The sequence below is a fragment of the Coleofasciculus sp. genome (assembly GCF_046539235.1).
Taxonomy (GTDB): Bacteria; Cyanobacteriota; Cyanobacteriia; order Cyanobacteriales; family Coleofasciculaceae; genus Coleofasciculus.
The window spans coordinates 1-20,800 of sequence record NZ_JBKHHI010000077.1 but is presented as its reverse complement, the minus strand read 5'-3'; the positions used below and the strand labels follow the sequence as shown (position 1 = coordinate 20,800).

Here is a 20,800-nt window from a genome sequence, read left to right as displayed (position 1 = left end):
CAGTCATCTATTGACCTATAACTTAATCTTCACATAATCTTTTAAAAACAGATCTTGACAATAAAGCCAGGTTAGCCTTAACTAACTGCTTTTCGTCTAAGGAAACTCAAACTAACAATTTAGTACACCAACTACGGAAGAACCCTTATTTCCTAATTATCAATAGTTGTGTACGCAAAATCCGTGAAACTCAACGTACTAACTCGATTCCATTCAAAAAGCTGCTCCCTAAAAGCTTGCCATTGACTGTAAACGTCTCGGAATGTAGCATCCTGACTCGCGATTTCTTCATAGAGTTCAAATGCTGTTTTCCTAGCGGTGTCTAAAATCTCTAGGCTAAAGGGCATTAACTTCGTTCCCCCTAAAATAAATCGCTCCAAAATTTCACCATTAACGGCATTATATCGAGCTAACGTTTTTAAATTGGCTTCAGCCGCCGCTGTTTGGAAAATGGCTTGATAGTCTGAGGGAAGTTTGTTCCACTCCGCCTGATTTACCAGCACCATGTACGTGGTTCCTGGTTCCCACCATCCTGGATAATAGTAGTAAGGGGCGGCTCTTTGAAGCCCTAAAGTATCATCGTCATAAGGACCAATCCATTCCACCGCATCAATGCTTCCTTCTAACAAAGCAGGTACGATATCTTGACCTGCGATCGTTACAACATTGACACCCAAACGGCTCATAATTTGCCCGCCAAGCCCAGGTAGCCGCATTCTCAGGTTCTTTAAATCAGCAACTGTGTTAATTTCTCGCCGAAACCATCCCCCCATTTGTGTCCCTGAATTGCCAGCCGGAAATCCGATAAGATTAAACTCAGAAAATATCGCTTGTAAAGTGTCTAATCCTTTCCCTTTGTAGAGCCAAGCATTTTGCTGTTGAGCATTTAAACCAAAAGGAAGGGTAGTGCCAAAGGCGAGGGCGGGACTTTTCTGGAAGGAGTAGAACGTATTCGTGTGACAGCATTCAACAGTTCCGGTGGACACCGCATCAAACACTTCCAGAGGTGGGGCTAAATCACCACCCGGATAGGGGGTAATGGTAAAGCGCCCCTCCGTCATCGTACTAACGGAGCGACATAATGTTTCAATGCCCTCAAACAGGATTTCAAAATAGCGATCCCAGCTTGTTGCCATGCGCCAATTAATGATCGGTTGATCAGGTTTTGATGGGGGTTGAGGTATTTTTTTGCGGCAGGCGTTGAGACTAGCCCCAGCCGCACCAATTGTTGTATACTTTAGAATATTTCGACGTTTCATAATCTAGCTATATCGTTTAAATAATGAATCTTAATCATAAATCATGAACAAACAATCGACGAATAACAAATGACGAATGACAAAAAAAACTTTCATTCCCCCTGGTGGTTAAGTCATGGTCTGGCGATGACCCTGTACCTGGCGTTTAGAGCCTCCCGTGATTGGGAAGCGATGGTTCCCTACCCAGAACCCCCGTATCAGGAGAAAATTTTTCGCGGCGCTGACAATGTACCGATTTTTGGGATTGTCGCCATTCCCGAACATGCCAAAGGTACGATTGTCGGAACTTATGGAATTACCGGGGATCTGGATAACCAATGGTTCCTGAGACTGTTGGGGCGTAAAGCCTTTGCTCAAGGCTATGCAGTGGTGCTATTCGACTGGCGAGCCCATGGAAAAACAGCACTGTTGTCACCAACATTAACCTCCGATGGTTTGTACGAGGGTAATGATTTTGTCCTGATAGCGGCGCAAGCAAAAGCCATGGAATGTCCCGCCCCATTTTGGTTTACAGGCTATTCACTGGGCGGACAATTAGCGCTTTGGGGGGTTAAATCAGCTCAAGCGATCGCGAGTTTGCCCGAAGCGGTAGGATTAGATGAGTCAGAGATTGGCGGTGGTGCGGTTATTTGTCCCAGTCTGGATTCTAACCGTTCTCTTACCTATCTGTTAAACCATCCATTGGGGCGGTATTTAGAACAAGCGGTTACACGGGCTTTAAAACAACTCGCATGGCGTCTCTATCAGGCTCATCCCCAAGACATTGATCCAGAAGCGGTTGAACGGGCAAACAGTATTTGGGGATTTGATCATGAGCTAGTAATTAAGCGATTAGGGTTTTCCTCGGTGGAAGAGTATTATGATGCCAGTAGTGGGCTGCATATTTTACCTCACCTAAATAAACCAACGCTGATTCTTTATGCAGCCGATGATCCGATGTTTGACCCCACGATTATTCCTGACTTGCAAGAGATTTGTGCTGATAATCCCGCGATTGACTTAAGGGTGACAAAACACGGGGGTCATGTCGGTTATATTAGTTCTCGTGCTTGTCAGCGTGACTATCACGATCCGGACTGCTGGTGGGCGTGGAATCGAGTGATTGAATGGTGCGATTCGTCCAGTGAACAATGCAAAGCATCACAAACAATCGGCTAATAGACATACCGGAAAATATTGCCAAGCTCACTAATTTAGAATGGCTGGATTTATCGAATAATCCGATAAGAGAAATATCGAACAGTATTACCCAAATCCCTAACCGGCAATGGCTGTATTTATCAAATAATCGGATCAGAGAAATACCGGGATGTATTATCCAACTCACTCGCGGTGTACCCTTGCTACCCCAGCTCCCCCTCACCACAATACTTATTCAGCCAACCCTAACTATGCACCCTGTTTGTAAATTTTTTTCAATCCCCATACTCCTATTACGATAATACCTAAGACAGAGCTAGGTTCAGCCACTGACGCAGGAAGATAAAAAACTGTCGCGTTGTCTAGGATTGAGTTAGAGTTGTTGTACTGAGAATTAGCTCCCCTATCCACCACCTGCGAAGCCGTATAGTATTCGCTAATACTAATCCTGTTGTCACTGTTCCAATCTACAAACTCGATGTTGTTGGGATTAGCGTTGTCAAATAGATTGGTATAGAATCTTGGTGGCTCAGGTAACACTTCTGTCGCTCCAGCACCACTAAAAAACGCGATATTATTCAGGGTTGATAATTCGTTCCCAAAACTACCTCCGTAGCAAGACAAATTAACGACTAACTTTGTAGACGTGGCTGGCAATCCCGCAAGTGCGCTGTGAAGTTCATCAGCAAACATGCGCTCTCCCGGTAGAGAATAGCATTCATTTGATGATCCATGTCCATGGTAAACAAAGGTGAAGAAATCATCATCATCTACACCTGCATTCATAATGGCTTGAGTAATCCCCTCCGATGTAACTGCGCCGATCAACACATTCATGTTTGCTGGTTCCCAGTTAGACCACAGCGCAAACTGATTGCTCAAGTTCGTCATGCGCGTTCCTGCGATCGTATCATCAAAGGATGCTCCTCCGGGATAGTGTGGACCTACCATAAGCGATCGCCAAATAGTGGCGGCGCATACGTTTTCCCCTAAAAGTCCGAATACGCATAAACATCCGAACAGGAGTGATAACTGATTCAGTAAACCTTTAACTTTCATTGCGTCTTCCCTTTACCGTTAAAATTATGCGGCAAACGCCTTGGTCAGCCTTAATTCGACTGATCCTTTAGCTATCAGGCAAGGTAAACACTTAGTCTTTATCGATAATGTCGGCTTAACGAGTTGTCCTCAAATATTTTGGGTTCAGTGGAGTTTTAGCTCAATGCCACAACGATTTGAGGAAGTAGCCAGACTTCAGCCTCTAACTATGCCTGACATTGTTCCTGCTACTAATAAGTAAATAGACTTAACTATTCTAGCAAAAAATTAGGCATTTTGGTATCTTCATCACCGATTAACTTAATGAATTAATGCAAATATTTACTGAGTATTAAATTTATTTATTGTCAAAAAAAGTTACATTATGACAATACACCATCAACGATGAACTATCAACGTAAAATTCTGTGTCTTTTAGGCATGGGATGAGGTTAACTGAATCTAGCTGTCGTTATCAACGTTAGGACTTTATTGAACAGATAAAACGAGAAGGTATCAAGCATAAACCTTCTGTCTTGTGCCCAGGAACCTGGTTTAATGGCGATTTAGGAAGGCGGGTTTCGTTAGGTTATCGGTTTTTGTCACAATATTATCGGTAAAACCCGCCCGATTGTAGGGGCAGGTTTAGTTAAGTTATCGGTCAAACCCAATAACTTTTGACCTTTGACTTATTTAGGCTTCATAATGTTCACCTGTGACCTTACCCCGAAACACGATGTATTGGTAGATGTTGTATGCCAACATAATCGGAATCAGAACACCGATAAAGATGATCATGAACACCAGCGCACTGGGGTCAGCGGCGGCATCATAAATGGTGATCTGAGTGGGGATGATGTAGGGAAACACAACCAAGGCTAATCCAAGAAACGTCAGTAAAAACAGTAGAATCGTCCAAATAAATGGCGTTCTTTCTTGCTGTCGATTCAGACTTCTCCAGAGTAGCCAAATCAGCGTAATTCCCAGGAGAGGGATAGTCGCGAAGATATAAACTTGGGGTTGAGAAAAAAGACGCGATCGCGCATACTCATAAAAGATGGGCGTGGTAATCGTAATCACAATCGCGCCAATTAGCGTGGTGATCGCGGCAATTTTAGCGGTTTTGTAATGGGTAGCTTGTAATTCCCCTTCTGTTTTCAGAACCAAATAGGTTGAGCCAATTAACACATACCCTTGAATTAACGTCAACGCCACGATAACAGATTGCCAGGTTAGCCAATCCCAAGTGCCGCCAATAAAATGACCCGCTTCATCAACCGTAATCCCCGATAGCACAGCCCCCAAGGCAAATCCTTGACCCAGTGCCGCGCTGAAACTTCCGGCACCAAAGGCTAAATTCCAGAAGAACTTACGATCCGCTTGTTCACGAAACTCAAACGCTACCGCCCGAAATATAAACCCAAAAACCATCAATAAAATTGGGATGTACAAGGCAGTTAAAATTGTGCCGTAGGCTAAAGGAAATGCCCCAAATAAACCCCCGCCCATAATCACCAGCCAGGTTTCGTTGGCATCCCAAACATTACCCAAACTGGTCATTAAAATACCCCTGCGTTCCTCAGTTGAAGAGGTAACAGATAAAATGCCAACCCCTAAATCAAATCCATCCAGCATCACGTAGAGGAAGAGAAACAGGGCTAAAATCGCAAACCAGACTTGGGGAAGAAAATAGGATAGTGTCTCCATAAAACCTCCTACTGCTGTGCTTCTAGTGGGCGTTCATCGGGAATAAACTGTCCCGGATCAGTGTTGACGCCTTCTTGAGTATCAGAACTGGGTAAAGGGAGGTTGAAATTGGGACCTCGGCGGATAATTCGGCTACCGAAAAACAAAGTTGCACAAAATAACAGGATGTAAACCCCGCTAAAACTGAGTAACGAGGTTAAAACATTGCTGGCTGGGACATTGGATACGGCATCTACGGTGCGGATTTGCCCATACACTGTCCAGGGTTGTCGTCCCACACAGCGGACAATCCAACCGGATTCAACCGCAATATAACCGAGGGGCGCGGCAAAAATCCAGGCAAACATAAGCCAACGCTGCTGGGTAATGTTTTCGGCTGAAAGCTTACCGCGTAGCCATTGCAGGAGACTCACCAGCATTAATCCGGCGAAGAAGAAACCAATGGCAATCATGATCCGGAAAGAATAGTAGATTAACCCTAACAGATGGGGTCGATCTTCCGGTTTCCACTCCTTCAATCCTAAAACAGGTTCTGGCAATTCTTTTTGGAATTCCAGGATATATCCCAACGCATTGGGAACTTTAATTTCCCAATCATTTTGTTCAGCGGTTTCATTGGGAAATGCCAGAAGACTCCAATCTGCGGCAACTCCGGCTGGTATGGTTTCCCACTGCGCTTCCATCGCGGCTAGTTTAGACGGCTGATGACGATACACTTGTTCGCCACTTAAATGTCCAATATAGATCTGTAAGGGGGCGACGGCGATCGCAACCGCTAAGACAATTTTCAACGCCTTAGAAAAGAAGGCGGAATGGCGTTTGTTGAGAATGTACCAAGCGCTAATCCCGCCAATCACAAACAGCGAGGTTTCCAAGGTGCCAAAGAACATGTGTAGGACGCTGTTCACCATGAAGGGATTAAAAATTGCCTGAAAATAATCGCTGACAATAAACTTGCCATCGACAAATTCTCCACCGGCTGGGGTTTGCATCCAGGAATTGGCGGCTAAAATCCAGAACGTGGATAAGTTGGCACCAAATGCAACCAGGATAGTTGCAATGTAGTGCATAATGGGATGAACACGCTGCCAACCAAACACCATAATCCCCAAAAACGCCGCTTCTAGCATGAACGCCATCGACGCTTCAAAGCCGAGAATGCTGCCAAAAAAATTACCAACCGCCTCGGAAAAGGATGCCCAGTTGGTACCAAACTGAAATTCCATCGGCACACCCGTGGCGACACCAATGCCAAAGTTGAGAACATACAGCTTCGACCAGAAGCGAGCATGGTAATAATAATCAGGATTGCGCGTCTTCAGCCATAGTCCTTCCACGATAACCAGGTAAATCCCCATACCTGTGGTAAGAACGGGCCAAAGCATGTGAAAAATAGCCGTCACCGCAAATTGCAGGCGTGACAGCACGACGGTATCAGACAAAAATTCCATGACTTTCCGTTACATAAGACCTGAATAGGAACTAGAAAACCTGCGATCAGGCTCATGACCCGATTCATTATAATGCTAACGCGCTCAAACCGTCATCACGAGAGGTATCGGTTGAGGCAACTCAATCTCGGCAAGTGGCGAAATCCCGAATGGGAAAAACCAGGAAAGCCAAGTCGTGAGACTTGGAAGCCTACACTATAATGCGTAAGCATTTATTGTAGGAGGAGGTCAGATGTCCAGCTCTACCGTAGAAAATCTGGTGATTATCGGTTCGGGTCCTGCCGGTTACACGGCTGCCATTTACGCCGCCCGCGCTAACCTTAAACCCTTGATGTTTGAAGGCTTCCAAGCGGGAGGACTTCCTGGGGGTCAGCTAATGACCACCACTGATGTAGAGAACTTTCCCGGTTTCCCCGAAGGGATCACAGGTCCGCAACTGATGGCACGGATGAAAGCCCAAGCCGAACGCTGGGGAACGGAGTGTTACACCGAGGATGTCACGTCTGTGGATTTGAGTCGGCGTCCTTTCATTATCCGTTCTGACGAACGAGAAGTCCAAGCCCACAGTATTGTAATTGCCACCGGCGCCACCGCCAAACGTTTAGGACTCCCCAGTGAAAACCAATTCTGGAGTCATGGGATCTCCGCCTGTGCGATTTGCGATGGTGCGACTCCCATTTTTCATGGTCAATCCCTAGCCGTGGTGGGTGGGGGTGACTCAGCCGCTGAAGAAGCTGTGTACTTAACCAAATATGGGGATCATGTGCATCTATTGGTGCGCCGCGACCAACTGCGGGCATCGAAAACCATGCAAGACCGAGTGCTAAATAATCCCAATATCACCGTTCACTGGAATACGCAGGCGGTGGATGTGTTTGGTGAAAATGGTCGGATGAGTGGAGTCAAACTCCGCAACAACCAAACGGGCGAGGAGAGCGACTTACAGGTTAAGGGATTATTTTATGCGATCGGTCATACTCCCAACACCTCCCTGTTCCAAGGACAACTCGATCTAGATGACGTGGGCTATGTTATTACCAAACCGGGTTCGGTTGAAACCAGTGTAGAAGGGGTGTATGCAGCAGGTGATGTGCAAGACCATGAATTTCGCCAAGCGGTTACGGCAGCGGGAACGGGCTGTATGGCTGCCATGTTAGCGGAACGCTGGTTGTCTGTTAATAACCTGATTCAGGAATATCACCAGCAACCCGAATCTGAACCACCTACCCAGACGGCGGACGAGAAACCGACAGCAGATACAGAAGCAACTTTTGATATAAACAAGACAGGGCATGTTGGCGGTTATGCCCTACGCAAACTCTTCCACGAGAGCGATCGCCTGATTATGGTTAAGTATGTTTCACCCAACTGCGGTCCTTGCCATACCCTGAAGCCAATTTTAAATAAAGTGGTGGATGAATATGAGGGCAAAATTCACTTTGTCGAGGTTGATATCGAAGCAGAACCCGAAATCGCTGAAAATGCCATGGTTACTGGAACACCCACGGTACAATTTTTCAAAGACAAAGAAATCGTGGATCAACTTAAGGGTTTAAAACAAAAAAGCGAATACCGTCAGATGATTGAGAAGTACCTACCTACCGAAGTTTCAGCAGCTAGATAAGGTGCAGGACTTACGCACCAACACCAAATAGAGTAGGGACACGATCCTATCCATCTGGTCAACTTAAAAACCTACGGTGAGGCAGGTAATCAACAGTCGCGTTATCGTGTGAGTAAATGAACTACCCCTGAGTTTGACGAACTCATAAGTTGGTACTCAGGGTTTGATAGAGTTAATTAGCAATGAGTGCTATGACTGAATCCGTCCTTCCTCAACATACGATTGAGTCCCCTGATCGCAACCAAGCCAGGGATCGTACCCGCCGCCTTGTTTGGAAAATCGCGATCGCTACGTTGCTGTTGATGGCAGTAGGGAGTGCGACGCGGGTGATGAATGCTGGACTCGCTTGTCCGGATTGGCCCCTGTGCTATGGACAGTGGGTGCCAAGTCAGCAGATGAATTTCCAAGTCTTTTTGGAATGGTTCCATCGCCTCGATGCGGCATTAATTGGCGTCAGTACGATCGCTCTAATGGTTTTGTCGTGGTGGGATCGCCGTTTTTTACCCAAGTGGCTGCCTTGGGCGGCAACATTTGCCTTGGGTTTAATTGTGTTTCAAGGCGTCTTGGGTGGCTTAACGGTGACCGAACTGTTACGGTTTGATATTGTGACGGCTCACTTGGGTACAGCCTTGTTGTTTTTCTCAACCTTACTGATTATTGGTACTGCCCTGATGCCTTACAAGGGTACAGGAGCGGTTGGACGCTTACCCTGGCTGGGTTTTACGGCAGCTATTCTGGTTTACTTACAAAGCTTGTTGGGAGGTTTGGTGGCGTCCCGTTGGGCATTACATCAATGCTTTGGCGCATCTCAACTTTGCACCGTGATGAATAGTCATATTGCGGGTGTAGTCCCAGCTACGTTAGTCACATTAACCCTGGTTATTTGGGCATGGCGCACACCTGCCCTCCATCCCCTGTTGCGACAGTTGGCAAATCTGGCAGGTGGATTAGTAATTTTACAGATTATTCTGGGAGTGGCGACGTTCTGGTTACACCTACAGGTGGAACCCCTAACCCTGTCTCATCAAGCTGTAGGTGCTGCATTACTGGGAGATTTGATTGTCTTTACCGTTTTGGCATTACGCGATCGCACCACTGGGTTAGCGGTAGAAAAAGTAGGTGGGGACAATTAAAGTTAACGGCGAGGATTGTCATTTGTCATTTGTTGATTGTTCATGGTTCATGGTTCATTGGTAATCCTCTTCCCCATCTCCCCCAGCTCCCAGACGTAGCATGAGGAGTCTCTACATGGCTTCCCCTACTCGCCCGCCCCTACAGCATTAAAACGGCGATTGTGTCAAAGTGTTAATGATTGTATATAGTGTTTCAATAAATAAGGAATTGGTGAATTTAATGATTGGGACAACTATATCCCGTCAACATGAAAACTTCCGGCAAGTGATTCAGAGCTACTACCAAATCACAAAACCTCGCATTATTCCTTTGCTGTTGATTACGACAGCCGCAGGGATGTGGATGGCGTCTGAGGGGCAAGTTGATCCCTTTTTGCTACTCATTACTCTGCTGGGAGGAACCTTAGCCGCTGCTTCGGCTCAAGTCCTCAACTGCATTTATGATCGCGATATCGATTATGAGATGCTACGCACCCGTAGCCGTCCAATTCCCTCAGGGCGGATACAGACTCGTGATGCCTTGTTATTCGCGATCGCTCTCGGATCGGCATCGTTTACCCTATTAGCCGTCTTTGCCAATCTTCTAGCCGCATTATTGGCGATGTCGGGCATTATCTTCTACATGGGGATTTACACCCATTTACTCAAACGCCATACACCCCAAAACATCGTGATTGGCGGTGCAGCCGGGGCAATTCCAGCGCTGGTGGGTTGGGCGGCGGTGACGGGAGAGTTGAGTTTACCCGCCTGGTTGCTGTTTGCTGTCGTCTTTTTGTGGACTCCTCCCCATTTCTGGGCGCTGGCTTTGATGATTCGCGAGGATTACGCCAAAGTCGGGATTCCCATGTTGCCTGTTGTAGCAGGTGAAGAGTCTACAACCCGTCAAATCTGGGTTTACACGTTGTTAGTTGTTCCCGCGTCGCTGTTGTTCATTTATCCGTTAGGAGTATCGGGTGTGGTGTATGGCGCGATCGCGCTGGTGTTGGGTAGTATTTTCCTGCAAAAAGCATGGCAGTTATTACAAAGTCCCACCAATAACCAACTGGCGCGAGGGCTGTTTAAGTACTCGATTTTGTACATGATGCTCTTATGTACTGGTATCGTGGTGGATAGTTTACCGATCACCCAGCAACTCTCAACCGCTTTAGCTGACAATTTACAAACCTTGGTGAGTGCGATCCCGTTTTTGCCATTTCCGGTTTAATGGGAATAACCAACTGTGGTAGAGACGTTCCGGCGGAACGTCTCTACTAAATGATTCGTGCTAATCGATGTCTGAGGTTATAAAATGCTAAAATTTCATCAAGCTCCTGATGCAAGAGGCTAAGCAGCATGACGAAGATCGAAGTTGAACTCGACAAAAAAACCATTGAAAGTGCCAAGCTTTTGGCAGAGTCTCGGCAAATTACATTACCGGAACTGATTGCAGACGTTATCAAACTACTAGTCCGGCAAAAAAGAACAAAAGATCCTTGGTTAGGATTAGTTGCTGATGAACCGGAACTTGTTGGTGAGATACTTGAAGAAGCCCTAAAAAATCGGAGAGTACAGTTATTAAACGAAAAAATTGGAAAAGGCACTGCTTGACACAGACATTTTGTCTGAAATTTTTAGGAGAATTAATCAAAGGGTTATAGCTAAAGCTACTGCTTATCGTGCTGTTTTCGGTTGCTACACAATTTCGGTTATTACCTAGTCTATAATTTTTCTTTATTTTCCTACTCGACAACGATAAAGTTTATATTTATATTCACCAGCCCATGACCCATAAGACCGATCGCGAAAACAATGCTGCGCCTCTAAATCAACTTTAGTCCGAAAATCCACTAACCATAAATCGAAGGGGCGTGGTAGTTCAGTTAACGTGTTTTGTAAGCGTGCGATCGCGTCTGTATAGGTTCGGGTTTGGGGATCGCGATCCGCTAGAAAAAATTGAGCAGATGTTGTTCTATCCGTTTCAGAATTATTCCTATCCGATAATCGTTTAAATTCCCAGGCTAACCCCATCAGTCGCCCGGTTTGTCCATGATGCTTGTGAGTAGTGGCGATGAATACGGCAGATTGAGAAGCCTCTTGGATTACAGGTGCAAGCAAGTCGGGACGGTGATTTTGTAAGTACCCTAAATTCCCAATTGCGGTGAATCCTCCGATTAATCCCATCAGCCAAATCATTGCCACAATTGCTTTGCCATGCTTGAGCCCAGAAGCTGAATCAAATGTCACCTGCTGCCAAACTCCAGCTAATATCCCGGCTAATAACAGGATTACAACCGGAAAGTAAACGAACTGAAACCGCGCCCCTAGAGTTAAGTCCATACCTAAACCGTAGGTGATGCCAAAAACTAACGCGATCGCACTCCCTAAATATACCGACAAAATCTGCAAGGCTAAACGGCGATCAGGAAAGTGCTGTTGGATTTTCCAGCCATTACCGAGTCTTGGTATCAGGCTAACCACAAATAACACCGTTACGATACCGGAGATTACCACGATCCAAATTGGCAGAATAGTTGTGGCGGTGGGAAGCAAGAGGATCATACTCAACCCCCAAATAAACAGCCGCCCAATTGGTGCTAACCATTCACGAGTGAGATCCCCGTCGGCTATCCAGGCTGTGGGTTCGCTACCGTAGATACTGGATAAAGCAGGTAGCCAAACTAAACCCCCGACAAGCGTCCCTAAAGCAACCCCATAGATACGCCGCCAATGCGATCGCGTCAAAATCTGAGGATCTTTCCTTCCCTGTTGCCAAGCCTGCGTCAACAGCACAATCCCTTCCGCACAGATGGTTAAGCTGAAAAAATAATGGGTGGCGATTCCCAAACTATTGACACCCACCCACACTAATCCCATTCCTACTGATAACGGTTCCTCACGGTGAATACCCTGAATTGCCACAACTAAACAGGATAAAGACGCAATCACCCATAAAATCACCAGAGTGTAGTGACGTGCATCTTGGGCGAGGAAAATCCCGTAAGGTGAAACCGCCATGATCGCGGCGGCGATTTGACCGACTAACCGAGAACCAAACGCTAAATACCCCAAACCAAATAGGCTAGGAATAGCCGCAATTCCCAATAATGCCGAGAGCGATCGCGCCCCCCATAATGATACCAATCCGTCATCAGTAGGAAAGACCTTTATCCACAAATGGGTTAAGACAAAATAAATCGGCGGATGGGTACTTTCTTGCCTTAAATGGTTGACAACTGAACCCATATCTGCATCAGCCATAGGATGCAAGGGATAGAGCAAGACATCTGAACTAATCCACTGATTCAGTGGCACGGTTTGAAAACTGTTGCCTAAACTAAAGACCATCGTGGCGAACTCATCAGTCCATGGGGGTAGAGACACCAAACGACTCAAGCGCAGGATTGCACCAAGGGCTATCCATAACAAGAGTAGCCCAAAGTGCAACCAATGTCGTTGTTTAGGGTTCATGGTTCATGACAATTGATACACCAAGGCTTGAAGCCAAGCAAAAAGCGATACCTGACGATGAAGTCTAGATATCGCGTTTTGGCTTAGGAAATAGTTTCAAGCTTCCGGGATAAGGCGATCAATAGGTGATCGCCTTTCTTTGGGGCTTTTCTACTCAGGAGACTCAGTGGGAGACCCTGTGGGAGACTCAGTGGGAGACTCTGTGGCTTCTCCACCGTCTACTGGAGCTTCGCCTGCATTTTGGCAAGCGCCTAAACTAGCTCCCAAAGCCAATACCAGCAACAAACTCAGGAATTTCTTAGTCATACACTCCCCTTGGTGTTAAAGACTGCGTCAAATCAGACGTTACGTTAGCTTACTATAACTTTATAGTTTTCACACGACTACTGGTTTTTTCCCTTAATCGAGCAAGAGTGAACCCACTCTAACCGATAACGGTGGCACTTCGCTACACTGCGCTTACACGCCGCTTTGCTTGCCTTGAGGGTGAGGGAAGATGCCAAGATAGGCTGGAATGACATTCACCAGCTTACCTGACCCAGTTGTCGGCATGTTGCTTATGATTCATTAAATTCTGAAGAATTACGTAGTCTAACTAAATTAGCTGCATAATTGTTAATATAGGGTTTTTTTAGCGGTTTAGCCTATAAAATCAGGACAAGCCGTCAAGGTGGGTGCGGAGGATTGTTTAAGGAATGCATTGTGTTTTCTAATTTTTATCACGCTTTTCAATCGATCCAAGCTTGGATCAAGTATCCCCCAAGGCAAGCAGCACTAACCCAAAAAATCGTTGATCGTATCCGTAATTCCCTGGAATTGCAAGTTGTTGTGCAAACAGCCGTAGACGAAATTGCGGCGTTGCTTAGACTTGATTGTTGTAGTTTTTTCTGGTATTCGCAAGAACGGGGACAAGTTGAGATTGTCTGCGAACGCCGTCAGCATGAGCATCAGCCCTCGTATTTGGGAGAGTATCCCCTAGAATGTTTTGGTACTATGGCAAGGGCGATCGCCGAAGGGAAACGGATCGTTAATCGTGGCACAGCGCACTTGACACCCACAGGAGTACGGTGGAGAGTGCAACAGCTTTTACACAAATCCTCTGCCAATCCCCCATCACTCATTCCCAATCCCTCCCTCTGGGAATATAAAGCCAGCTTATTGATTCCCGTCACAGGTAAAGAAAACGGAATTGGGTTTATTGCTTGTCTTTGTGAGCAACCTCGGTTTTGGGCAACTCCAGAAATTCAATTTTTAGAGTCGATCGCGGAATCCTTAGAAATTGGTATCCGTCAAGCTCAACTCTATGAACAAACCCAGAACCAAGCCATTCGGGAGCAAATCGTTAATCATATTACTAATCAAACTCGCCAGAGTTTTGATCCCCAGACCATATTAACGGAAGCGATTAGCCATCTGTGTTCAGCGTTGGAAGTGGATCGATGTTTGGTGCATTTAGTCGAGGATTATCAAACTTCAGATCGACCAGCCGTCAACTCAGAAGCTGTGATATTAAACCACAACCATCTCTATGAGGTGTATCGCCAACCCTTTACCCCTTGTAAAGACACATTTAATCCCCACGGTCCAATTACCCAGTGGATTATTCAGCACCGACGGGCGGTAGTGATTCCCGACGTAACCCAAGATGAACGGATTGATGCCAACAACGAAGAATACCAATCTGCCCAAATCAAATCCTCGTTAGTGGTTCCAGTGCAAGCCCATGGTAAACTTTATGCCATTTTGTACCTTAATCAATGCGCTTACATTCGCTATTGGTCAAAACACGATCAAGAATTAGCGCAAGCGGTGGCTGATCAACTCGCGATTTCCTTGCAACAGGCATATTTATATACCCGCACCCAGCAACAAGCGGCACATAATGCCATGCAAGCCCAAAAACTAGCAGAAATGATTGAAGAACTGCGGCTGACCCAAGTCCAACTGATTCAAAGTGAAAAAATGTCCAGTTTAGGCAGAATGGTGGCTGGGGTGGCTCATGAAATCAATAATCCCATTAGTTTCATCTATGGCAATATTCCTTACTTAGAAAATTATGTCAATGACTTGCTGCGTTTAGTGCAAGCCTACCAAACTGAATATGCGAACCCCTCACCGACGCTGAAAAACATCTTGGAGGAAATGGAAATTGAATTTTTAAGCAAGGACTTACCAAAACTTTTGCAATCCATGCAATCAGGTACTAAGCGAATTCAGGAAATCGTACAGTTATTGCAAAGATTTTCGCGGCACAACGAAGCCTCCTTGAAACTGATTGATATCAACGCGGCATTGGAAAATACGTTATTAATCCTGCACAACCAATGCATCAATACGATTAGCATAGAACGGCATTACGATAACCTCCCTCATGTCGAATGTTACCCTAAGCCGATCAATCAGGTATTTCTCAATCTGCTGACGAATGCCATTGAAGCACTCAATCGTTCGCCCAATTCTGATAAAATGATTACCCTGCGAACGCAGTGGCAACCGAGCATTCATTCTGCGGATGAGGATCGGGTACAAATTAGTATAGCTGACAATGGTGCAGGGATTAATCCAGAGGTTCTCTCAAGTATCTTTGAGCCATTTTTCACAACCAAAGCCGTTGGAGAAGGTCGAGGTTTGGGTTTAACCGTGAGCTATCAAACCATTGTTAATCAACACCAGGGGCAACTAGACGTGCGATCGCAACCGGGTCAAGGGACTGAGTTTATTTTGCAAATCCCAGTGCGCCATCATCATGCCCTAAAATCGAGTCCCTCGTCCTCTCAATCCCCCACTCCTGCTTCTGACTTGTCACGGGAAGTCGCTAAACCAAGTTGACAGGGGAGATGGGAAGATGGGGAGATGGGGAGATGGGGAGATGGGGAGATGGGGAACCGCCAACACTCTTGCACTTAAAACGCGGTTGGGACTCTTGGGAGTCGTATCCTGTGTCGGGTAAGAAACGATAATGGTAAAGCCCGCCCCTACACAAAAAACAAAACTCAAAATACAAATATTTGCCGAATGCTTATGAATGCTGTCTCTCGCTCTGTTCCAATTCAACATCGTCCCTCTCGCCAAGTTCCGGTTTCCTCATCCTCAAGAAGGCGGTCATTTCGATCAAGCCCTGTGTCACCCTTGGCGTCTAGAACCAGTCGCCAAAAGGTAGAAAGGCTTGACACCTCACGAGAACGGACTCCTGGTTGGTTGCGATCGCTGATGATCCTGCAACGCGGTTCGGATGTGATCACGCTCCTCCTGGGTATTGTGACACTAACCATTTATGCTTGGACTGTATATACCCAGCAGCAGTGGACGCAAGAATACCGAAAATTGGGAACGCTCCAGCGGAATGAGCGTGATCTGACAACAACGAATGAAATCATCAAAGATCAACTCGCTCAACAAGCGGAACGCCCTGCCACAGGTTTGGTAACACCTACTACTGCCAATACCCTTTTGCTCTCTCCGGCACCTCAGCGCCAATTCCAGGAATCTCCGCATCAGACGTCTGACCAAGAAACACTAGCACAGACTCCTTTGGGATATTGAGGTAACACACACAAATGCACAAGGGAGCAGGGGGAGTCATGTTCCAGACGTAGCATGCTACGTCTGGGAGCAGGTTACTTGGGCAGGATGAATGATCGAATGCAGAACTCAAAACTCAAAACTATGCCCTTGAGCGAAGCGAAGGGTCAACACTCAAAACTGAACACTCAACAGTCAAAACTGTTTCAACGCCCTGGGTTTAGATTGCTGTTAATTTGGGTAATCATGATGGCAGGGAGTTTTGGGCTTTTATTCAATTTATATCGGCTGCAAGTCGTCATCTCACCTAGCTTGGAAGAAAAAGCAAGGCAACAGCAGATGATTTATATGCGCCCGTTTATTCCGCGTCGTCCAATAGTTGACCGTAATGGTAATGTTTTGGCGGTGGATCGGCGCGTCTATACCCTTTACGTTCATCCTAAACTGTTTAAGCTATCCAAATCAAATATAGCGACTCAGCTAGCGCCAATTCTGAACCAGTCGTCTACTGACTTGGAAACGCTATTTAATAAAAGAAATACGGGGATTCAAGTTAGTGGAGCATTAACGGAAGATACAGCGAACAAAATTGCTCAATTAAGTTTGGATGGGATCGAACTGATTCCCAAATATTCTCGCCTTTATCCTCAGCAAGGGTTAGCCGCCGATGTAGTTGGGTACGTCAATATTGATCATCAGGGTCAGGCAGGAATTGAGTATTCTCAGGAAAAATTATTAGAACGAGAAATTCGCACCCTGCGAATGAGTCGGGCAGGTAATGGTACATTGATGCCGGATCATATTCCCGAAGGGTTTCTCCACTCAGATGATCTGCGGTTGCAACTGACTCTAGATAGTCGCTTACAACGTGCGGCACGTTCTGCCCTTAAGCAGAAAATTAAGGAATTTAATGCCAAACGAGGTACTGTAATTGTTATGGATGCCTTGGATGGTTCCTTGTTGGTGTTAGTCTCAGAACCAACCTATAACCCGAATCAATATTCGACCTCTGACATTAGTTTGTTTAAAAATTGGGCATTGGCAGACTTGTATGAACCTGGTTCCACGTTTAAGCCTTTGAATGTAGCGATCGCGCTGGAATCTGGAGCCGTTCGTCCTGATAGTTTATTCAACGATACGGGTTCGATTCAGATCGGTCGGTGGCCTATTGCCAACTATGACAAAAAAGCCCATGGCATGATCAATCCGACACAAATCCTGCAATATTCCAGTAACGTGGGCATGGTGCGGATGATGCAGCAAATGAAGCCCGAGGTTTATTATGGTTGGCTAGAAAGATTGGGATTAGGGCAGAAACTGGAAACAGATTTGCCCTTTGAAACCGCCGGACAGCTCAAAAATCAGCGAAAGTTTACCAGTTCCCCGATCGAACCCGCAACAACAGCATTTGGTCAAGGTTTTTCCCTAACACCCCTGCAACTTGCTCAACTCCATGCTACGTTAGCCAATGGGGGTAAGTTGGTTATGCCTTATATGGTACAAGGACTTTTTGATAGTCAAGGTCAGCTATATTGGCAACCACGTCTGAGTGCGCCCCGCCCTATCTTCTCACCAGAAACCAGTCAGAATGTTCTGGAAATGATGGAAACCGTGGTTAGCCAAGGAACGGGAAAAACGGCTCAAATTTCAGGGTATCGAGTGGCGGGAAAGACGGGAACGGCTCAGAAAGCTAGTCCCACGGGGGGGTATTTTACTAATGCCAAAGTTACCAGCTTTGTGGGAATTCTCAGTGTGGATTCTCCTCGTTATGTGGTGATAGCGGTGGTGGATGAACCGAAGGGAAATGCTTTTGGCTCTACAGTCGCAGCACCAATCGTCAAGTCAGTTATGGAAGCTTTAATCGCGATTGAGCAGATTCCGCCAAGCCAGCCAAAAGTAGCGACAGAATGACTTTGACAGTCCCCGCCCGATAAGGACGGGGATTATTCCGTCACAGGGATTCCCACGAATTTACCCTCAGAAAGCATCGTCAAAATTGCAGCAACACCCAAGTTTGAGAAAAAATACAACTATCCCATATTACAAGTAGGAGTTATGTCTGAACAGTTTACCCAACAAGTCAGCGATCGCATCTGTAAGCACATGAACGAGGATCATGCTGATGCGATCGCGCTTTACGCCCGTACCTTCGGGAACTCTCCCGATACCGAGTCGGCTCAAATGCAGTCCATTGATGCGACAGGAATGAATTTAATCGCCCAACGTCAGGGTGAGTCGGTTCCCTTACGCATTGAGTTTGATCACACCCTCAAAGACTCGGAAGACGCCCACCACACGTTAATTGACATGGTGAAGCAAGCCAGAGGTGCGGCTAAATCAACCTAGCGACGTGATAAATTAACGGAGCGGCTATTAACGCGGGTAAAAAGGACGCAACACGGATGTGGGTCAACTGTAACAGGTTGATTCCCGTCCCTAAAATCATTAGTCCTCCTACCCCTGTAATCAACAGAATGCGGGGATCAGTGGCGGGATCAGGAATCGCTTGCGCCAACACTCCCGCCACCAGAGAGATTCCGCCCTGATAGACGAGAATCACCATAATCGAAAAACCTACGCCAATTCCAAAACTGCTTGAAAGTGCGATCGCGGCGATTCCATCCATTACGGCTTTGAGTGTCAGCAAGGTATCGTCACCCGTCAAGCCATTATTCAGACTCCCCAGCAACGTCATTGGACCGACACAAAATAATAAGCTAGCCGCCACAAATCCTTCCGTGAACGCACCACTTCCGCGAAATCGACGTTTCAGCCAATGTCCCACGGATTGCAGTCTAGCTTCAATTTGCCACCATTCTCCCAGTAATCCCCCTAACACAATGCTAATTAGCGCCAACACCACACCATCAATGCGCCCTGCTTGCACCTGAGTCATACTCGCCGCCATGGTAACACCCAGAAATAGGGTAAGAAGTCCTACCCCTTGGGTGATAATTTGTTGCATGGGTTTAGGTAAACGGTGCTTGAGTAACAACCCTACAGTTGTGCCAATCGCTACCGTTATCACATTAATCCAAGTCCCGCTTGTCTTAGCAAAGAAATCAGTTAGCAAAATATTAACTGTCAACGTTAATAATGGCATGTGATGGTTCCCCTTCTCCCTTGATGGATACTGCTGGTCATTAACTGAGGGGTCAGACCCCTCCCCGCCACCTGACAGGTGTAGGTTTTTTACTTTAGGGTGGGGGCTAGACTTGGAAGAAAAGGAAGGAAAGTAGACAAGGAAGAAAAGAAGGGTATAGTTCAAGATGTACTGTATCTAAATGTCTCCATTTCGGATCACATCTAACTTGATAGTTTCCTTGGTGATTAATTCTTAAAAAAGGATGCCAATTTAAGGAGCAAATTGCCTCAAATAGCCAGTCAGCATATAGTCCCCTATCCGCTAATACGATGACTTGCCAATAGTCGGGGACTACATCCTTGACATAGTGAAAAATATGAAGCCAATGAGGTTTCCAAGAACCTTTTTCTGTACCTTTAACAATTTTACACGCTACGGGAATGCCACAACCTTGATAAAGAACATGAAGAGAAAGAACAGTAAAATTCTGACCAATATTGGTGGCATCTATTGCCAAGGGTAGCCATTTTTCTTCAGATTGCCATAAAGAATCCATTTGAGTAGAGGAGCAAAGCATTGGCTAACATCTAACTCTCTTCGTTTCCCCCCTTTTTTATCTTTACTATCTTGATACCATTCTTTCAGTCTTTGTCTGACTGTATTTCTTTTTTCTCCATTGATTTGGGCGATAAATTCTGATCCTCGGGTCAGACTACTTGAACCTGTCATCACCATGCCAAAACTCCAAGTTGCTTGCGCCAACTACTTCAGGCAAAGACAAATGAGGAAAATGATAGGAGACAATTTTTGACCAGTCTTTTAAATGCTTATTCCTTAACATAGCTTAACCAATTAACCAGTTTTCTGGGTGATTAATCATGTTTACTAATCCGCTTAAAATTTGATTATATGTATGATATATTCTTCTGCCTTGCTCCGTTGATATATACTCACATTTAACGGCAAATTTTAGCCAAACCTGTGTTTCCGCACTTTCGGCTTCACAGTCATTCAGCTTAGCCAGAAATGATGCTTGATACCTTCTCTTTCGCCAAGCTTCTGCTAGGGAGGGCACATACGGCACGAGAGGAACGTCGTATTTGGTCAGTGAGAGAATATCTTTCTTCTATGGGAAATTGTTGTGATATTTCAAAAATAGCCATGGCTGCATCAAAGGCTTTTTGATAAATAATTAGATCTTCGTGAGTTTTGATTTTTTTTTGGTTTTCTTCCTTGTCCACTTTCCCTCCAAGTCTTCCAAGTCTTACCTCCATTCTACCGTAAAGGTAAAAAACCTACCCCTGTGAGCTCTCCCAACCCCCCTCGTTCCCCCCTACAAGAGCAGGGGGTTTTCAAAGTCCGGGGGAATCTTTAAAAGAAAAGTGAACTTTTCC

At 45.9% G+C, this 20,800-nt stretch carries 19 protein-coding genes and 1 pseudogene; 10 read left to right on the top strand and 10 right to left on the bottom strand.

Annotated elements, in window-relative coordinates:
• Positions 1-152: 152 nt before the first annotated feature.
• Positions 153-1,259: a TRAP transporter substrate-binding protein gene (locus ACLFWI_RS09515; protein WP_446412745.1), complete on the bottom strand. Its 1,107-nt coding sequence runs from the start codon at positions 1,257-1,259 to the stop codon at positions 153-155.
• A gap of 69 nt (positions 1,260-1,328) precedes the next feature.
• On the opposite strand from ACLFWI_RS09515, the gene ACLFWI_RS09510 reads away from it, so the two are divergent.
• Both ACLFWI_RS09510 and ACLFWI_RS09505 read left to right on the top strand, forming a co-directional pair.
• Positions 1,329-2,417 (top strand): YheT family hydrolase, encoded by a 1,089-nt coding sequence (locus ACLFWI_RS09510; RefSeq protein ID WP_446412744.1) that lies wholly within the window; start codon positions 1,329-1,331, stop codon positions 2,415-2,417.
• Positions 2,390-2,701 carry a hypothetical protein gene (locus ACLFWI_RS09505; protein WP_446412743.1) on the top strand — a complete coding sequence of 104 codons (312 nt, stop codon included), beginning with the start codon at positions 2,390-2,392 and terminating at the stop codon, positions 2,699-2,701. The genes ACLFWI_RS09510 and ACLFWI_RS09505 overlap by 28 nt, the downstream gene beginning before the upstream one ends.
• Here the strand turns inward: ACLFWI_RS09505 and ACLFWI_RS09500 are convergent.
• The 3 genes from ACLFWI_RS09500 to ACLFWI_RS09490 form a co-directional block, all read right to left on the bottom strand.
• Positions 2,649-3,458 carry a hypothetical protein gene (locus ACLFWI_RS09500; protein WP_446412742.1) on the bottom strand — a complete coding sequence of 270 codons (810 nt, stop codon included), beginning with the start codon at positions 3,456-3,458 and terminating at the stop codon, positions 2,649-2,651. The genes ACLFWI_RS09505 and ACLFWI_RS09500 overlap by 53 nt on opposite strands.
• Before the next feature lie 672 nt (positions 3,459-4,130).
• Complete coding sequence (locus tag ACLFWI_RS09495; RefSeq protein ID WP_446412741.1) at positions 4,131-5,144, bottom strand: cytochrome d ubiquinol oxidase subunit II; 1,014 nt, start codon at positions 5,142-5,144, stop codon at positions 4,131-4,133.
• Between the two features lie 8 nt (positions 5,145-5,152).
• Positions 5,153-6,595, bottom strand: a complete 1,443-nt coding sequence (locus ACLFWI_RS09490) for a cytochrome ubiquinol oxidase subunit I (protein WP_446412740.1) — start codon at positions 6,593-6,595, stop codon at positions 5,153-5,155.
• Between the two features lie 232 nt (positions 6,596-6,827).
• Between ACLFWI_RS09490 and trxB the strand changes: the two genes are divergently transcribed.
• From trxB to ACLFWI_RS09470, 4 genes are all read left to right on the top strand, one after another.
• On the top strand, positions 6,828-8,219 hold the full coding sequence (gene trxB, locus ACLFWI_RS09485) for a thioredoxin-disulfide reductase (protein ID WP_446412739.1): 1,392 nt from the start codon (positions 6,828-6,830) through the stop codon (positions 8,217-8,219).
• A 191-nt stretch (positions 8,220-8,410) separates the two neighbouring features.
• Positions 8,411-9,352 carry a COX15/CtaA family protein gene (locus ACLFWI_RS09480; RefSeq protein WP_446412746.1) on the top strand — a complete coding sequence of 314 codons (942 nt, stop codon included), beginning with the start codon at positions 8,411-8,413 and terminating at the stop codon, positions 9,350-9,352.
• A 220-nt stretch (positions 9,353-9,572) separates the two neighbouring features.
• On the top strand, positions 9,573-10,556 hold the full coding sequence (locus tag ACLFWI_RS09475) for a heme o synthase (RefSeq protein ID WP_446412738.1): 984 nt from the start codon (positions 9,573-9,575) through the stop codon (positions 10,554-10,556).
• Between the two features lie 128 nt (positions 10,557-10,684).
• Positions 10,685-10,939: a hypothetical protein gene (locus ACLFWI_RS09470; protein ID WP_446412737.1), complete on the top strand. Its 255-nt coding sequence runs from the start codon at positions 10,685-10,687 to the stop codon at positions 10,937-10,939.
• A gap of 123 nt (positions 10,940-11,062) precedes the next feature.
• Here ACLFWI_RS09470 and ACLFWI_RS09465 read toward each other — a convergent pair whose 3' ends face one another.
• Together ACLFWI_RS09465 and ACLFWI_RS09460 are read right to left on the bottom strand one after the other, a co-directional pair.
• Positions 11,063-12,799 (bottom strand): glycosyltransferase family 39 protein, encoded by a 1,737-nt coding sequence (locus ACLFWI_RS09465; RefSeq protein WP_446412736.1) that lies wholly within the window; start codon positions 12,797-12,799, stop codon positions 11,063-11,065.
• Positions 12,800-12,949: 150 nt separating this feature from the next.
• Positions 12,950-13,105, bottom strand: a complete 156-nt coding sequence (locus ACLFWI_RS09460; RefSeq protein ID WP_446412735.1) for a hypothetical protein — start codon at positions 13,103-13,105, stop codon at positions 12,950-12,952.
• A 396-nt stretch (positions 13,106-13,501) separates the two neighbouring features.
• Here ACLFWI_RS09460 and ACLFWI_RS09455 point away from each other — a divergent pair, with 396 nt between their 5' ends.
• The 4 genes from ACLFWI_RS09455 (at position 13,502) to ACLFWI_RS09440 (ending at position 18,667) form a co-directional block, all read left to right on the top strand.
• The gene (locus tag ACLFWI_RS09455; RefSeq protein WP_446412734.1) at positions 13,502-15,628 is read left to right on the top strand and encodes a GAF domain-containing sensor histidine kinase; all 2,127 of its coding nucleotides are present in this window, start codon (positions 13,502-13,504) and stop codon (positions 15,626-15,628) included.
• A gap of 300 nt (positions 15,629-15,928) precedes the next feature.
• Positions 15,929-16,342, top strand: a complete 414-nt coding sequence (locus ACLFWI_RS09450; protein ID WP_446412733.1) for a hypothetical protein — start codon at positions 15,929-15,931, stop codon at positions 16,340-16,342.
• 54 nt (positions 16,343-16,396) lie between these two features.
• A complete protein-coding gene (locus ACLFWI_RS09445) occupies positions 16,397-18,232 on the top strand; it encodes a peptidoglycan D,D-transpeptidase FtsI family protein (protein ID WP_446412732.1) in 1,836 nt (611 codons plus the stop codon).
• Between the two features lie 144 nt (positions 18,233-18,376).
• On the top strand, positions 18,377-18,667 hold the full coding sequence (locus ACLFWI_RS09440; protein ID WP_446412731.1) for a DUF2470 domain-containing protein: 291 nt from the start codon (positions 18,377-18,379) through the stop codon (positions 18,665-18,667).
• Here the strand turns inward: ACLFWI_RS09440 and ACLFWI_RS09435 are convergent.
• The 4 genes and pseudogenes from ACLFWI_RS09435 to ACLFWI_RS09420 all read right to left on the bottom strand — a co-directional run bounded on the left by ACLFWI_RS09435 (position 18,654) and on the right by ACLFWI_RS09420 (position 20,680).
• Positions 18,654-19,424: a DUF554 domain-containing protein gene (locus tag ACLFWI_RS09435; RefSeq protein ID WP_446412730.1), complete on the bottom strand. Its 771-nt coding sequence runs from the start codon at positions 19,422-19,424 to the stop codon at positions 18,654-18,656. The genes ACLFWI_RS09440 and ACLFWI_RS09435 overlap by 14 nt on opposite strands.
• Positions 19,425-19,530: 106 nt before the next feature.
• Positions 19,531-19,962 carry a hypothetical protein gene (locus tag ACLFWI_RS09430; RefSeq protein ID WP_446412729.1) on the bottom strand — a complete coding sequence of 144 codons (432 nt, stop codon included), beginning with the start codon at positions 19,960-19,962 and terminating at the stop codon, positions 19,531-19,533.
• A complete protein-coding gene (locus ACLFWI_RS09425) occupies positions 19,914-20,168 on the bottom strand; it encodes a hypothetical protein (protein ID WP_446412728.1) in 255 nt (84 codons plus the stop codon). Before ACLFWI_RS09425 ends, ACLFWI_RS09430 begins: the two co-directional genes overlap by 49 nt.
• Before the next feature lie 82 nt (positions 20,169-20,250).
• Positions 20,251-20,680, bottom strand: a pseudogene (locus tag ACLFWI_RS09420) (four helix bundle protein).
• Positions 20,681-20,800 lie beyond the last annotated feature (120 nt).

What these genes read in the sequence shown, in the direction of transcription:
- ACLFWI_RS09515 (WP_446412745.1), bottom strand. Translation starts at nt 1,259, where the DNA reads ATGAAACGTCGAAATATTCTAAAGTATACAACAATTGGTGCGGCTGGG.
- ACLFWI_RS09500 (WP_446412742.1), bottom strand. Translation starts at nt 3,458, where the DNA reads ATGAAAGTTAAAGGTTTACTGAATCAGTTATCACTCCTGTTCGGATGT.
- ACLFWI_RS09440 (WP_446412731.1), top strand. Translation starts at nt 18,377, where the DNA reads ATGTCTGAACAGTTTACCCAACAAGTCAGCGATCGCATCTGTAAGCAC.
- ACLFWI_RS09495 (WP_446412741.1), bottom strand. Translation starts at nt 5,144, where the DNA reads ATGGAGACACTATCCTATTTTCTTCCCCAAGTCTGGTTTGCGATTTTA.
- trxB (WP_446412739.1), top strand. Translation starts at nt 6,828, where the DNA reads ATGTCCAGCTCTACCGTAGAAAATCTGGTGATTATCGGTTCGGGTCCT.
- ACLFWI_RS09435 (WP_446412730.1), bottom strand. Translation starts at nt 19,424, where the DNA reads ATGCCATTATTAACGTTGACAGTTAATATTTTGCTAACTGATTTCTTT.
- ACLFWI_RS09475 (WP_446412738.1), top strand. Translation starts at nt 9,573, where the DNA reads ATGATTGGGACAACTATATCCCGTCAACATGAAAACTTCCGGCAAGTG.
- ACLFWI_RS09470 (WP_446412737.1), top strand. Translation starts at nt 10,685, where the DNA reads ATGACGAAGATCGAAGTTGAACTCGACAAAAAAACCATTGAAAGTGCC.
- ACLFWI_RS09465 (WP_446412736.1), bottom strand. Translation starts at nt 12,799, where the DNA reads ATGAACCCTAAACAACGACATTGGTTGCACTTTGGGCTACTCTTGTTA.
- ACLFWI_RS09445 (WP_446412732.1), top strand. Translation starts at nt 16,397, where the DNA reads ATGCTACGTCTGGGAGCAGGTTACTTGGGCAGGATGAATGATCGAATG.
- ACLFWI_RS09460 (WP_446412735.1), bottom strand. Translation starts at nt 13,105, where the DNA reads ATGACTAAGAAATTCCTGAGTTTGTTGCTGGTATTGGCTTTGGGAGCT.
- ACLFWI_RS09490 (WP_446412740.1), bottom strand. Translation starts at nt 6,595, where the DNA reads ATGGAATTTTTGTCTGATACCGTCGTGCTGTCACGCCTGCAATTTGCG.
- ACLFWI_RS09505 (WP_446412743.1), top strand. Translation starts at nt 2,390, where the DNA reads ATGCAAAGCATCACAAACAATCGGCTAATAGACATACCGGAAAATATT.
- ACLFWI_RS09480 (WP_446412746.1), top strand. Translation starts at nt 8,411, where the DNA reads ATGACTGAATCCGTCCTTCCTCAACATACGATTGAGTCCCCTGATCGC.
- ACLFWI_RS09430 (WP_446412729.1), bottom strand. Translation starts at nt 19,962, where the DNA reads ATGGATTCTTTATGGCAATCTGAAGAAAAATGGCTACCCTTGGCAATA.
- ACLFWI_RS09510 (WP_446412744.1), top strand. Translation starts at nt 1,329, where the DNA reads ATGACGAATGACAAAAAAAACTTTCATTCCCCCTGGTGGTTAAGTCAT.